This is a genomic window from Chryseobacterium sp. 7, assembly GCF_003663845.1.
GTDB lineage: Bacteria > Bacteroidota > Bacteroidia > Flavobacteriales > Weeksellaceae > Chryseobacterium.
Map to the genome: position 1 here is coordinate 3,403,899 of NZ_RCCA01000001.1, position 15,429 is coordinate 3,419,327.

Annotated in this window: 11 protein-coding genes and 1 pseudogene; all 12 read right to left on the bottom strand. The window is 34.3% G+C overall.

Translation table 11 applies throughout. From position 1 onward, the window contains the following. Positions 1-28: 28 nt before the first annotated feature. Positions 29-1,045 carry a Gfo/Idh/MocA family protein gene (locus CLU97_RS15575; RefSeq protein WP_121488746.1) on the bottom strand — a complete coding sequence of 339 codons (1,017 nt, stop codon included), beginning with the start codon at positions 1,043-1,045 and terminating at the stop codon, positions 29-31. Between the two features lie 6 nt (positions 1,046-1,051). Further along, positions 1,052-1,624, bottom strand: coding sequence for an acyltransferase (locus CLU97_RS15580; RefSeq protein WP_121488747.1), 573 nt, complete (start codon positions 1,622-1,624; stop codon positions 1,052-1,054). A gap of 24 nt (positions 1,625-1,648) precedes the next feature. Continuing rightward, positions 1,649-2,779, bottom strand: a complete 1,131-nt coding sequence (locus tag CLU97_RS15585; protein ID WP_121488748.1) for a DegT/DnrJ/EryC1/StrS family aminotransferase — start codon at positions 2,777-2,779, stop codon at positions 1,649-1,651. 27 nt (positions 2,780-2,806) lie between these two features. Further along, positions 2,807-3,997, bottom strand: a complete 1,191-nt coding sequence (gene lhgO / locus CLU97_RS15590) for an L-2-hydroxyglutarate oxidase (RefSeq protein WP_121488749.1) — start codon at positions 3,995-3,997, stop codon at positions 2,807-2,809. A gap of 9 nt (positions 3,998-4,006) precedes the next feature. Continuing rightward, on the bottom strand, positions 4,007-5,302 hold the full coding sequence (locus tag CLU97_RS15595; RefSeq protein WP_121488750.1) for a nucleotide sugar dehydrogenase: 1,296 nt from the start codon (positions 5,300-5,302) through the stop codon (positions 4,007-4,009). Further along, entirely contained in the window at positions 5,299-7,686 is a 2,388-nt protein-coding gene (locus CLU97_RS15600; protein WP_121488751.1) for a GumC family protein, read from the bottom strand. Before CLU97_RS15600 ends, CLU97_RS15595 begins: the two co-directional genes overlap by 4 nt. Before the next feature lie 4 nt (positions 7,687-7,690). After that, on the bottom strand, positions 7,691-8,422 hold the full coding sequence (locus CLU97_RS15605; RefSeq protein WP_228437737.1) for a polysaccharide biosynthesis/export family protein: 732 nt from the start codon (positions 8,420-8,422) through the stop codon (positions 7,691-7,693). Positions 8,423-8,545: 123 nt separating this feature from the next. Continuing rightward, positions 8,546-10,474 (bottom strand): polysaccharide biosynthesis protein, encoded by a 1,929-nt coding sequence (locus CLU97_RS15610; protein ID WP_121488753.1) that lies wholly within the window; start codon positions 10,472-10,474, stop codon positions 8,546-8,548. A 354-nt stretch (positions 10,475-10,828) separates the two neighbouring features. Continuing rightward, positions 10,829-11,286: pseudogene (locus CLU97_RS15615) on the bottom strand (regulatory protein RecX). A gap of 57 nt (positions 11,287-11,343) precedes the next feature. After that, positions 11,344-12,609 carry a serine hydroxymethyltransferase gene (gene glyA, locus CLU97_RS15620; protein WP_121488754.1) on the bottom strand — a complete coding sequence of 422 codons (1,266 nt, stop codon included), beginning with the start codon at positions 12,607-12,609 and terminating at the stop codon, positions 11,344-11,346. Between the two features lie 127 nt (positions 12,610-12,736). Next, positions 12,737-13,642, bottom strand: coding sequence for an NAD(P)/FAD-dependent oxidoreductase (locus tag CLU97_RS15625; protein ID WP_121488755.1), 906 nt, complete (start codon positions 13,640-13,642; stop codon positions 12,737-12,739). 207 nt (positions 13,643-13,849) lie between these two features. Continuing rightward, on the bottom strand, positions 13,850-15,376 hold the full coding sequence (locus CLU97_RS15630) for a glycosyltransferase family 39 protein (RefSeq protein WP_121488756.1): 1,527 nt from the start codon (positions 15,374-15,376) through the stop codon (positions 13,850-13,852). Between the last annotated feature and the right edge of the window lie 53 nt (positions 15,377-15,429).

Below are 15,429 nucleotides of genomic sequence, written 5' to 3' on the forward strand. Positions count from 1 at the left end.
CTCACAACAAAATTGTTGCTTGCTACTATTACGAGTTTTTCAGTTCGTAAATTCTTTCAATAATATCTACAACTTTTAATCCTTCCAGAGCATTTGTAGTAATTGTGTTTCTTCCTTTAATCACATCCACCACATTTTCAATAATGTAATGGTGATTAGCAGCAGAGCCTTTATATGCACCATAGTCATTGCCTGGGTTTGTAGGTGGTAATTCCGGCATTACATAATCTTTCACATTACAAACTTCCACTTTATCCATGTACTGTCCTCCTATTTTCACAGCACCATTTTCGGCAATGATAGTCATTGAACTTTCAAGGTTCTGATTCCAAACGGATGTAGAATAATTAATAGACCCCATTCCTCCATTCACAAAGTCAAAACTTACAAAACCTGAGTCTTCAAAATCTGTAAGATCTTTGTGGTTAAAGTCTGCAAACTTAGCCTGAATATTGGTAATATCACCAAATAGCCAATACATGATATCAATAAAATGCGAGAATTGGGTGAATAAAGTACCACCATCCAAGTCCAATTTTCCATGCCATGATTCCGGCTTATAATATCTGTCATCACGATTCCAATAACAGTTAAGCTGCACCATGAATATTTTACCAAGCTTTCCGCTTTCTACCATTTCCTTAACCCATGCAGAAGGAGGAGAATAACGGTTTTGCATTACTGCAAAAACCTGCTTATGTTTATGTAAGGCCTGAAAAATAAGCTTTTCGGCATGCTGCTTATTAAGTGCCATCGGTTTTTCAACCACTATATGTTTTCCTGCTGATATTGCCTTATAAGATTGTTCAAAATGAAAACCATTTGGCGAAGCAATATTGATAACGTCTACTTCAATCCCTGAATTAAGAAATGCATCTAATGACGTAAAAAACGGCACCTCATAATTCTCAATCCCTAAAGAGGATTTATCTTTTACATCAATTAAAGCTACCAATTCACATTCGGCGTTTCTTGACACCATTTCTGCATGTCTTTTTCCGATATGCCCACAGCCTACAACGGCAAATTTTATTTTTTCAGACATTCTATATTAAATTTTTGAAACTTGATTATTATCTAATTTATATTTTTCACCGCTTTCTTCACACACAGCAATTCCTTCTCCATCAAAATTCAGACGGTGTCCAAATTCACTCATCCACCCCATTTGTCGTGCAGGGTTTCCTACCACTAATGCGTAATCGGGAACTTCTTTAGTTACTACCGCTCCGGCACCAATAAAAGCAAATTTTCCGATGTTATGACCGCAGACTATCGTTGCGTTAGCCCCAATGGAAGCTCCGGTACCAACATGTGTTTTAAGATATTCATTTTTTCTGTTGACTGCACTTCTTGGATTAATAACATTTGTAAACACCATAGAAGGACCTAAGAAAACATCATCATCACAAGTTACGCCTTCATAGATAGAAACATTGTTCTGAACCTTTACATTTTTTCCTAAAACCACCCCTGGGGAAACAACTACATTTTGCCCAATATTACATTTTTCTCCCAAAACACAATTTGGCATAATGTGAGAAAAGTGCCAAATTTTTGTTCCGGCTCCTATATTACAGCCTTCATCAATAACTGCCGTTTCGTGTGCAAAAAAATCCGACATATTTTTTTCTTTTATAGTTGATAACTAGTTTTTATTAAAAAAGTTTCTGATTTCTGAGATAATAAAATCTGCTTCTTCCTGATTAAATTCTGTATGAACAGGGAGAGAAATCACTTCTGAACAAAGAAGTTCTGTAACAGGTAATGAAAAATCAGGTTCCACATACTGTTCAAAAGCTTCCTGCTTATATAACGGTAGAGGATAATAAATCATACTTGGAATATTCTTTTCGCCCAAATATTTCTGCAGCTCGTCTCTCCTCCCGTTCTTTACCCTTAATGTATACTGATGAAAAACATGAGTAGAATTTTTTGCTCTCTGCGGAATCTGAACTTCTGCAACAGATTGTAAATGCTCATCATAATATGCTGCCATCTTATTTCTGGCTGCAGAGTACTCATCAAGATGTTTTAATTTTACTTTTAAAACAGCAGCCTGTATGGTATCTAATCTGGAATTACATCCCAAAACTTTATGATAATATTTTTTTTGTTGACCATGATTGGCAATCATTCTTATTTTCATCGCCAGATCATCATCATTTGTCATTAAAGCTCCTCCATCACCATAGCAACCCAAATTTTTGGAAGGGAAAAAAGATGTACATCCTATATGACCTATAGTTCCGGTCTTTTTTACCGTTCCATCTGTAAAGGTAAAATCAGATCCTATTGCCTGAGCATTATCTTCAATAACAAAGAGATTATGCTTCTCAGCAAATTCAATAATCCTTTCCATATCGGCTCCTTGTCCATATAAATGTACAGGAACAATGGCTTTAGTATTTGGAGTAAGATACTTTTCAAGTTCTTCCAATTCAATATTGAAAGTATTTTCATCTACATCTACCATGATAGGCTTTAAACCTAAAAGGCCAATCACTTCAGCAGTTGCCACATAAGTAAAAGCCGGGCAAATTACTTCGTCCCCTGGTTTTAAATCCAGTGCCATCATCGCGATCTGCAAAGCATCTGTTCCGTTTGCACATGGGATGACGTGCTTTACATTCAAATATTTTTCAAAATCCTGTTGAAAGTCTTTCACTGCAGGGCCATTGATAAACGCAGTGTTATCAAGACAGTCCTGAATTCCTGCATTTACTTCATGCTTTATTTTTTCGTATTGACCTTTAAGGTCAACCATTTGAATTTTCATATGAAATTTATATTTTAGTCTTCGATGTTAGTTTTCAATTAACTCGCTTATCTTATTTCCAATAGATAGACAAGAGGTAGCTGCCGGTGATGGAGCATTTCTTACATGGATAATATTTCCATTTTTCACAATGTCAAAATCATCAATTAATCCTCCGTTTCTGTCACAAGCCTGTGCTCGAACTCCTGAACCTCCTGGTACAAGGTCAGATTCCTGAATTTCAGGCATAAGTTTTTGAAGTGCTTTGGTAAATGCAGCTTTTGATAATGAACGATGCACTTCTCCTAATCCTGTTTTACCATATTTGGCAACAATTTTTCTAAACCCAGGCCACATTAATGTCTGCATGGTTTCTTCCAGATTGAAATCAAAGAAGTTATATCCTTCTTTTTTGAAAGCCAGCACAGCATTGGGACCAGCTTCAATATTTCCGTCAATCATTCTCGTGAAATGAACTCCCAGAAATGGAAAATTAGGATCCGGAACAGGATAAATAAGATGTTTTACCAAGTGTTTCTTTTCATCCTTTATTTTATAGTATTCGCCTCGGAAAGGAATAATAATAACATCATTCTTCTCATTGGTCATTTTGGTAATCTTATCAGAATACAGCCCTGCACAGGAAATAAGTTTCTTTGTTTTGAATTCAGAAGTCTGAGTTTTAACAATAATTTCAGAATTATTATTAATAATATTTCTTACTTCATTATTGAATTTAACTTCTCCCCCCAATTCCTCAAAAAGCTCTTTGATTTTTTTGGCAACTCCCGGATAATCTATAATCCCTGTCTGTGGAACTTTAATTGCTCTTACGCCTTCACAGTGAGGTTCTATTTCACGAAATTCTTCCCTTGAAAGATATTTCAGATTTTGAAGTCCGTTTTCTACTCCTCTTTTGTAAATATTATCCAAAAGTGACAGTTCTTCCTGTGAAGTAGCAACAATAATTTTCCCACAAAGATCATAGCGGATCCCATGTTCTTTAGCAAAATTGATTACGGAATTATAACCTTCTATACAATTCTTTGCTTTTAGACTACCTGGTTTGTAGTATATACCACTATGAATCACTCCACTGTTATGTCCGGACTGATGTAGTGATACATCACCTTCCTTTTCTAAAACCAGGATTCTAGAGTCTGGTTTTTTAAGTTTTAATTGATATGCCGTAGCCAGTCCTACTAACCCAGCTCCAACAATTATGATATCATAGTTCATTTTAAATTTTTATAATCTAGCGTCAACCAAGTCTCTGTCTAAACAGGCTTTAGTATCAAAAACAACTGAATTCTCTTTTTTCAAAGTATTTAAATCCATTTCAAGGAATTCATTGTGAGAAACTGCTATAATCAAAGAATCATATTTCTTACCTTCAATAAGAGCATCCAAGATGTCTATTCCATATTCGTGTTTTACTTCTTCTTTGCTAGCCCAAGGGTCATAAATATCTACATTAACTCCATAATCTGAAAGTTCAGTGTAAATATCTACTACTTTTGTATTTCTTACATCGGGACAGTTTTCTTTAAATGTAACCCCTAAAATTAATGCTTGAGAATCTTTAATAATTCCACCTTTAGAAATCATAAGTTTAACCACCTTAGCCGCAATAAATTTTGCAATTGAATCATTTACACGGCGACCCGATAAAATCACATCCGGATGGTAACCTAATTGTTCTGCTTTATGAGCTAAATAATAAGGATCTACGGAAATACAGTGCCCTCCAACTAGTCCGGGTTTATATTTCAAGAAATTATATTTTGTACCGGCAGCTTCTAAAACATCGTTTGTATCAATTCCTATTCTGTCAAAAATCAATGCCAGTTCATTTACGAAAGAAATATTCACGTCACGTTGTGCATTTTCAATTGCTTTTGAAGCTTCAGCAACTTTAAGGCTTGACGCTTTATGAGTTCCTGCAGTAATAATTTTTTTATACAAAAGGTCTACTTCTTCAGCAATCTCTTCTGTAGAACCAGAAGTTACTTTTTTTACACTTGTAAGGGTATTCACTTTATCTCCAGGATTGATTCTTTCCGGAGAATATCCTACAAAAAAGTCTTCATTATATTTTAATCCTGAGTATTTTTCCAAAACCGGTACACATTCTTCTTCTGTACAGCCTGGAAAAACGGTAGATTCATAGATTACAATATCTCCTTTTTTAATAATTCCTCCCAACATTTTTGAAGCAGAGATCAATGGGTTAAGATCTGGAGCGTTGTATCTATCTATTGGTGTAGGAACTGTTACAATATAAATATTTGCCACAGCAATATCAGATAATTCACTTGTAGCTTTATATCCTGCTGTTCCGTTAGATTCATTATATTTTCTTAAACCGTCATTTAGTTTTTCTATGTTGGCCTCCAGTGTAATATCCTGTCCATCATTAAGCTGATTTACACGCTGTGCATTGATATCAAATCCTAATACAGGGTAATGAGCTGCAAACTCCAATGATAAAGGAAGTCCTACATAACCTTGCCCAATAACTGCTATTTTATATGCTTTCATCATTCGCTAAATTTATTTTTTATTTTTTGAAACCATGATTTCTCAACATGATTATTATATCCATAACCATATTTGTTACTGTATCCTAAATTTTCTCTGTTAACATCATTAAGAACAAAACCAACATTGTTTATTTTTTTCTGATCTATATTAATATTGGCAAATTGCATCAATGATTTCTCTGTGTATCTTGATCTGGACACATAGATGGTGACATCTGCAAGATCAGAAATAAGGAATGTGTCTGTTACAAGAAGTAATGGTGCCGTATCAAGGATGATATAGTCATATTTTCCTCTCAGCTCTTCCAGAAGTGTTTCATAACGTCCATTAGATAGTAATTCTGTTGGGTTAGGAGGAATCATTCCTGAATAAATAACATCCAAATGAGGGTTAAATGATGACACGTGAATAATATCCTCAAGTTTGGTATTATCAGAATAAAGAAATTCTGTAAGTCCTGTAAGCCCTTTTCTGGCAGGATTATATCTTTGCAGCTGAGGGTTTCTGATATCAGAACCAATGATAATAGCTTTTTTCTTAGGATTAGCAAGGGTAAGAGCCAAATTAACGGAAGTAAAAGTTTTGCCTTCTCCTTTCACCGTTGATGTAACAAATACCACTTTACCTTTTTTATCCTTAGGGAGCATAAAGTTCATATTGGTAATAAGAATTCTAAATGCTTCCGCCATTGGTGTAATATCATTCACTTTAACAATTTCAGAATCTCCTTTTTCAAGACTTGGTAATTCAGCAATTACAGGGGCATGAATAAGTTTTTCTAAATCATGTTTAGTTTTAATCTTATTATTAAATAGATTTTTCAAGTATATAACAATAATTGGAACCAATAATCCGACAACAAACGTTGCTAAAAGAATTAACATTTTCTTAGGAGCTACCGGCCCCTGTGATGAATATGCAGTATCTATTACTTTAGCTTTTGGCGCTGTAATAGACTGTGCAATAGCCGTCTCTTCTCTTTTCTGTAATAATAACAAATATAAATTCTCTTTTATCTGCTGCTGTCTTTCAATACCTCTAAATATTTTCTCGATGGATGGAAGTTTAGAAATTTTTTCAGAAACTTTATTTTGTTCTCCTAAATATTCTCCTCTTGCAAGCTCTAATCCAGTCTGATTTTTTTGTAAGCTTTGAACAATTGAGGTACGCAAAGAATTAATTTGTTTTGTAACATCTACAACCGCAGGGTTTTCTGGTGTAGCAGATTCTAACAATCTATTTCTCTGCAACACTAATTGATTATAATTTACGATTCCAGCTACAGCTTCTGAATTATTAAGCCCTACATTTGCAGGTAACACTTGATACTGACCTTGTTTAGAAACGAAATTCAGCAAAGAATTGGTAAGTTCTAATTGAGCATTTACATCTAACTGTTTCGCTCTGGCAGATGCCGAACTTTGTAGGTTAATTTTTGCTTCTGTTTCCAGATCTGTTAAGTTATTTTTAGCTTTAAAGTTCTCTTTTTCATTTTCCACCTGGCCAAGCTCTACAGAAAGCTTCTTTACTCTGTCTTCAATAAAATCCAGTGTTTTTTTAGATTCCTGATTTTTATCTGTAATCGCATCATTATTATACATTACAACTAATGTATTCAAAATATCCGCGGCTTTATTTGTCTCGGGGTAATTGATTTCAAGTCCTACAACAGTCGTTTCTTTGTTTACCACTCCAATACCGACTTGCTGTTGTAAGCTATTAACTTTTGCTTCAATCGGCGAAATAAACAGCTCTAAATCATTAGTATTTATATCTTTTATTTCATTGGGATTAAACTGCGCGTTTTTAACAATAATAATATTTGCAAAAGGCAGACTTATTGTTTTTCCGAAACCAGAAACAATACTTTTTTCTAACTCATCTGAAGTAATACTAATTTCATTTCCTTTTATAGAAACATTTAAGGGTTTACCCGGAAACTTTACAAGAGGTTTTTCGTTAATTACTTTTACAATTATGGGCGAAGTATTTTTATATAACTCTTTTTTAATAATTTTTCCTTTAGCAAAAATATCAACCTGAAGATTTTTAGTAATTACCACATCTCTCATTAGCCTTTTAGACTTGAGAATTTCAATCTCATTTTCGATACTATTGGTTTTCATTCCTCCAAAGCCTGATAAATCTTGTAAAACACCGGCATCATTACTTACAGTAGGAGCATTTTTCGTATCTTTAATTAAAATTGTAGTTTTTATATTGTATACAGGAGTTATAAATTTAAAAGCAATATAAGCAACCAATACAAATAAAAGAGCTGAAACTACAAACCATGGCCATCTTTTTATATATGGCCTTATAATCTCATTAATATTAAATTGATCTTCTGTTTGAGAAAATTGAGTAGGATCCTGATTGTTCATTAATTTATTTCTTGAATAGACTTATTACTACTGCGATTGCTGTAATACCAATTGAAATTGCTGTTAAGTAAATCCCTGTATTAGGGTTTTGTTTTGCCGCAATATTTCTTGCTTTATTAGATGCTACTACGATTGCATCTCCTTGTTTCAGATTATAGTATGGTGAATTGATGAGATTGGCATCCTGCAGATTCACCTTTCCATGGGTAATCTGTCCGTTTTCAGATCTTATAATTAATATATCATCTCTTTTTCCATACATAGTCAGGTCACCTGCTAATCCAAGAGCATTTAAGATAGTTGCCTGTCCATTGGATATAGTATAATCTCCTTGTCTGTTTACCTCCCCAAGTACTGTGACTTTAAAATTGGCAAGTCTTACATTTACGGTAGGATTTATAATATATCTTGTTAATTTTTCACGAATCTCGTTTTTAAAATCTACAAGTGACTTATTGGTTGTGTTTATCTGTCCTAAAATTGGAAAATCAATATTTCCATTGGCATCTACAATATAGGTAGGCCCTGAAATACTTGTAGCACCTTGCGAAGGAGTATTTCCCCCAGCACCTCCATTAGGCTGTATCACATCTGATGAGGAATAATTTTGATTGAATGGCTTTACCACATCCATATCTTTTGCAGTAATCAGAATAATAAGCTGATCACCTGTCTGTATTGTGTTTCCAGAATTTTTCACAGAAGCATCTATAGCCACCTGTTCTATATTCTGCATATAATTTAAATCATTTTGTGCGTTCTTATTCGTCTTACAAGAAACTAATAAAATACCTAATGATATCGCTAATATTTTCCCTTTCATATTTTAAAATTGTACAAATATACACTTATATTCCTCTTATTTATCTAAAGCTTCAAATATAGAATTATTGCTTTTAAATTCCGGAACTATAGTCTTAAGGATTCTTACTACCTCTACTTTATCCCTTCTTAAGGAGGCCTTTGTAATTTGTTTTGTAAGAGCATCTATCTCTTCAAATCCCATAGAAGGATCTCTAGATATCATAATTTTCTCATTATGAGTAGGAAGTGTTTTTGCATCATCACTTAGCAACTCTTCATATAGCTTTTCTCCCGGTCTTAATCCTGTATAAACGATCTTAATATCGAGATTAGGCTCAAATCCTGATAATTTTATCATTCTTCGTGCCAGATCAAGAATTTTCACAGGTTCTCCCATATCAAAAACAAAAATCTCCCCACCTTCTCCCATAGTGCCTGCCTGAAGAACCAATTCACAAGCTTCAGGAATTGTCATGAAATATCTCACAATATCCGGATGTGTGATGGTTACCGGACCTCCTGCTGCAATTTGTTTCTTAAAATGAGGAATTACCGATCCGTTTGACCCCAATACGTTTCCAAATCTTGTTGTAATAAATTTTGTCACATTGCCATCCACATTCTGCAGTGACTGTACAAAAAGTTCAGCAGCACGCTTTGAAGCACCCATTACGTTGGTAGGGTTTACAGCTTTATCTGTAGATACCATAACGAATCTGTTTACTTTATATTTGCTTGATAATCTTGCAACAATCTTTGATCCTAGAATATTAACAAAAATAGCTTCGTGAGGGTTTTCTTCGACCAATGGCACATGCTTATAAGCAGCCGCATGGTAAACCATTGAAAAATTATACATCTGGAACAAAGATTCCATCCTGTGCTGGTTAGAAACATCTCCTAAAACAAACTTGAAAGCAATGTGAGGATATTTTTCTCTCATTTCAAGTTCAATTTCGTAAAGCGGTGTTTCTGCCTGATCCAATACAACAATTAAAGAAGGATTGAAGTTAGCAACCTGTCTTACAATTTCGCTTCCTATAGATCCTGCCCCGCCAGTTACCAGTACTGTTTTCTCAAAATGCCTGCTTTTAACTTTTTCGTTTTGAATTTTAATAGGCTTTCTATTCAATAAATCCTCAATCTGAAGATTTCTGATAGATGCTCCAAAATCACTGTCTCTTAATTTCTGTACGGATGGAGCCTTAAAAATATTAAGGTCTTTCTCAAGAAATAAATTTACCCAAGAGTTCACTTCATCCCTTGCCATCATTTCTTTTACAATAAGGACACCGTCTATAATGAGATCTTCTTTTGTATTTTCTTCAATTTTTTTCTTTTCATAGATTGGCTTTCCCAGCAAAGATGCTCTTTTGGAATCCGTTCTCTGAGTTAAAAAACCAACCACTTGATATGGAAGACTTGGATTATCCAGAATCGCCCTTGCAATAGCAATGGATTGTTCGTCAATACCCAGTACCAAAATTCTTTTTTTCAGAGCACTTCTTCTGTACTCTCTTACAATGTGAAAAAACTCTTTCACATATAATCTAAAGAGAAACAATCCCATAAAGGAAATCACAAAATACAGGATCAGATAAGGTGTAAGTATAAATTTACTTCCGGTTGCCCAGAAATAAAATATATTGACAGTACCGATAGCCAGCATTGTGCAAAAACACGATATCAAAAGCTTAAATAGATCTATGAATGTCGAATGGCGGATAATCCCTGCATAGGTTTTGAATACATACATAAAAGCAGTATTGATCAAAATGATAAAAGCGAAAATCAAACTCTTATCTTCATGATAAATGAATTCCTGCTTGGTAATTTTTTCGATAATGTAAGTAGAAAGAAATAAAGATATAACCAGAATAATAATGTCTATTACAAGAATTATCCATCTAGGAAGATATCTTACGTCTGAGAGATTGACAACATTATCCCCTCCAAATATTGTTTTCCTAAGAGAATTGTACATTGTCTTTATTGGTGTTCATATTTAATTATAGTCTAATATCTAATCATCCAGTCAAAGATAATTCCGATACAATCATGCAAAAATAAATAAATTTATCTCAATATGTTGAAATCGAAAATAAATTTGATGTTACATTTATGAAATCTGGTGATTCCATTAAAATACAGCTAAACTCACAGACAAAAACCGTACCATAAAAACTCTTATAAAAGTGATATTTATCTATAAATTTTTCTTAATCTAGCTGTTTTATATTTAAAATAATTATTAAATACCTATATGTCAATCTTTTTCAATGAACTTTTTGTTTTATTTAAATATATCACGGTCTAGTTTTTTTAATTTGTTAAAATTCTAGTCAAAAATATCAATTATTTTCTCATATTCAAAACCTTTGGTCATTAAATATTTTATTGTCTTGGTTTTTTTTGATATTCTTTCAAGCCGGTTTGTTTGGAATAATAATCATCAAAAATTCGTCTGATAGTCTTTTCATAATCAGGCTCGTATATCTCATCAAAACAAGAATTGATCAACCTTTCAGAAATCTGTTTCTGCTTCAGATTCATTTTTATTTTGGTTCTGCCCCAGTGCTTAATGTAAAATTTACCTCTGATATAGCTTCTTGTAAACCTTTCTTCATTAAGATAATTTTCTTTCAGGAGATATAAAATAATTTCTTCTTTTGCTTCATCAATAAGCAGAAATTCTCTCATCTTCTGCTCTACTTCGGCATGACAACGGTCCTGATAAACACAATAGTTCACCAGTTTCTGTTTGATTTCCTCGAAGGTATATGATTTTTTGTCCATCTGAATAAAAAAAGAATGAGCAGTCTGCCCATTCTTTATATGATATTGGAATGCCTGTTAGTAATTAAACAAAGCTTTTCCTTCCATTAATTCGTTTACTTTCTTTCTTACGGATGAAAGAACTTCTTCATTTTTGATGTTGTCTACTACTTCAGAAATTAATCCTGCAATAGTATCCATATCATTTTCTTTCAATCCTCTTGTAGTAATAGCAGCCGTTCCCAGTCTGATACCAGATGTAGTAAATGGAGATTTGTCGTCAAAAGGAACCATGTTTTTGTTACAAGTAATATCAGCAAGCACTAATGCTTTTTCTGTTTCCTTACCATTTACTCCTTTGTTTCTAAGATCCACCAGCATTAAGTGATTGTCTGTCCCCCCACTTACGATATCAAATCCTCTGTCGATCATTGCTTTTGATAATGCCTGAGCATTAGATTTCACCTGTTTTGCATAATTTTCGAACTGTACATCCAAAGCTTCACCGAAAGCTACTGCTTTACCGGCAATCACATGTTCAAGTGGTCCTCCCTGAATACCTGGGAATACAGCTCCGTCTAATACCTGACTCATCATTTTGATTTCTCCTTTTGGTGTTTTGTGGCCATATGTATTTTCGAAATCTTTATCCATCATGATCATTCCTCCTCTTGGTCCTCTAAGGGTTTTGTGGGTAGTGGTAGTAACTACATGGCAGTGTTCGAATGGTGAATTTAATAATCCTTTTGCTACTAAACCAGCCGGGTGAGCAATATCTGCCCAAAGCGTTGCTCCTACTTCATCTGCCACCTCTCTGAATTTAGCATAATCTAAATCTCTTGAATAGGCTGAGAAACCTGCGATAAGCATTTTTGGTTTTTCTCTCAACGCTACTTCTCTCATTTGATCATAGTCGATAAGACCTGTTTCCTGCTGAACTCCGTAAGAAACTACGTTATATTGGATTCCAGAAAAATTCACTGCAGAACCGTGAGTAAGGTGTCCTCCCATGGAAAGATCCATTCCCATGATTTTATCACCTGGTTTCAAAACTGCAAGATAAATGGCAGCATTCGCCTGAGAACCGGAATGTGGCTGAACATTTACATAATCTACTCCGAAAAGTTCTTTTGCTCTGTTGATAGCCAATGTTTCAACCTCATCTACTACTTCACATCCTCCGTAATATCTTTTTCCGGGATATCCTTCAGCATATTTGTTTGTCAGTACACTTCCCATTGCTTTCATCACATTTTCAGAAACAAAATTTTCTGATGCGATAAGCTCTAATCCATGGGTTTGTCTTTGTCTTTCCTTTTCAATCAGGTCGAAAATAATATCCATTTTACTTTTAGTTTTTGAAATTTTCACCCCAAATGTACGGAATTTTCGTCGAGATTTATCTATTGAAAAAATGATTTTTAAACACTAAAAAATGAAAATACACCTGTTTTATTTCTCCGGAAAGCCTTTAAAATTCTTCATCCGTAAGTTCTTTATTCACCACGGCACCTGCAAAATTACCCTGTGCTATTGCATTGGCTACGGAACGCATCATGGTAACATTATCTCCACAGGCAAAAACTCCGGGAATGTTTGTTTTCTGCATCATGTCTACTTTAATAAATCCCTGTTCCGTAAGCTCACATCCCAAATCGTCCGATACATTTACATTCTGTTCAAAAGGTATTTTTGCATACAAAGCCTGCAATGGAATTTCCTTTCCATTTTTGAAAACTATTTTTTGAATAGAACCTCCTTCATGTTTTACTTCTTTAATTTCATCTTCGTTAAGAGTAATTTTATTCTGATTCAGTTTTTCAATCTGTTCTTTTGAAAGCGTGGCTTTTCCGTTGGTAAATAAGGTAAGGTTTTTAGTCAGATTAAAAATCAGTTTTGAGAGTTCGTAAGCCATGTCTCCGTTAGAAAGAATACCGGTTATTTGATCTTTCACCTCGTAGCCGTGACAGTATGGGCAATGTATAACTGAAATTCCCCAGCATTCTGCAAATCCGGGAATATCCGGCATGAGATCTTTTACTCCGGAAGCAAGAATTAATTTTTTTGTGTAGAACTTTTCTCCTGATGAAATTTCAACCTCAAAACCTTCATCTGCTTTGGAAGTTTTTACGGCTTTTCCATTATAAAATTGTACAGTTTCATATTTTTCTACATCTTCTTTGGCCAGCTTTGCAATTTCTGCGGGTGTTTTCCCATCGTGGGTAATGAAATTATGGGAATGTGGAGTCTGCCTGTTACAGGGTTTTCCGTTATCCATAATCAGAACATTTCTTAAAGATCTTCCCAAGGACATTCCTGCTGATAGACCCGAATAGCTTCCGCCTATTATAATGACATCAAAGTTTTGGTTTTCCATAGTTCAATTGATAGTTGATAGTTGATAGTTGATAGTTGATAGTTGATAGTTGATAGTTGATAGTTGATAGTTGATAGTTGATAGTTGATAGTTGATAGTTGATAGTGCAAAGTTACCATAAAATCAATTAACGCAATAAAGTTGCAATAATATTTATCTATTAACTTTATACTGACTACAAATCATCATTTCCAATTTTATTGAAAACTATTTCCAATCATTTTTAACTTCGATAATTTCGTCCTGAATTCTTTTATTGACATCTATTTTCGCTCCCTGTAAACTGAAAATTGCAGTTCCCTTTTCTCTTGCATATGGATTGGTAACAGAATCATATAATTTTGCAACTTCAAAAAAAGAACCGGATTCACTAAGCTCTTTCCCTGCTTCGGGAGCATCCTTTACCCTGATCACATTTTTATATTTTTTGCTCAGATCTATCCAATTAATATAGTCTGCATGAAATGACATTGCAGTAACCCCTGCCTTTGAATAGTAATTTATAGCGCCGGTCTGTCCGTAATTATCACACAGTACCATAGTATTTCCGGACTTTGACAACCGGGAATATTCTTTATCTACTTTTTGAGCCAGTTCTTTCCATCCCTGCATATCGGCAAAATCCTGTGGCAATGGATGATCTTTACCGTCTTCCCAGCGAAGCAGTCCCAATTTTTTGTACTGCTCCTGATGGGATTCTATATATTGAGGACTTTTATTCGGAAAGGCTACCTTATATAAAGGAAGAAATAAAAGTACAGGAATAACTATGCTGACCGGTTTCAAAAACCTCTTCCATCCTTTTTCAAATACATGACCGAGAAATACAGAACCAAAAGCAATATACACTGGATACAACCCTATTGCATAATAATCTTTTGCCTTGAAAAATAAAAAGAGGGTAATGGTTATTATATAACTCCAAAAGAGAAATCTGAATTTTTCAAAAGGTCTGTACAGCAATAGTGCACCCCATCCCACTATAATCACAAAAACAACACCTATGAAAAAGAGAATTTGAGATTTCATAAAATCAATTCTGTCTACATGTACAAGCTGTTTTTCGGAAAGCTCTTTCATGTGATGGATTACAGGGAACTGATTCTGATACTGCCAGAGGAGATTGGGAAAAATAATGATTAAAGCTAAAAGTGCAGCCCAATATACATGAGACTGCATAAAAATTTTCCTTTGCTCTGTTAATAATAATGCAGGTATAAGCCCCAATAAGGAAAAAGCAATATTGTATTTATTTAATATTCCTGTTCCGAAAATGACAGCTCCTATGTAAATCCATTTTACTTGTTGTGAATTAAAATATTTAATCAGACTATAATAAAGGAAAAGCCACAGGAAAATTTCCAGAGATGTTGGCTGAAAGAGCATATTTACCCGAAGCAGGACTGAAAATAATATACCTAAAGAGGCCAATATTTTAGCAAACAGACTTCCATTGAGTTCTTCAACAACTTTCCAGATCAGTACTATTGTCAAAGCTCCAAACAGCGCTGGAAAAAATTTAACCCAAAATATGGAATTTCCCAACATTTTGATCATCCAGGCCAGCCAGGAATTAACAGGAGGAACGGAGAGATATCCCCAGGCAAGATGATTAGCCTGATCAAGATGCAGGTATTCATCTCTGTGAAGTTCATATTCAGGGTTTATCAGAGAATATTGAAGGACAAACTTTGCAATGATCAAAAGAATCAGGATCCAATAGTCTTTTTTCATGGAAGGTATAGTTTGGAGTTTAAAAGTAAGACAGTCTAAATCTCATTTTTGTT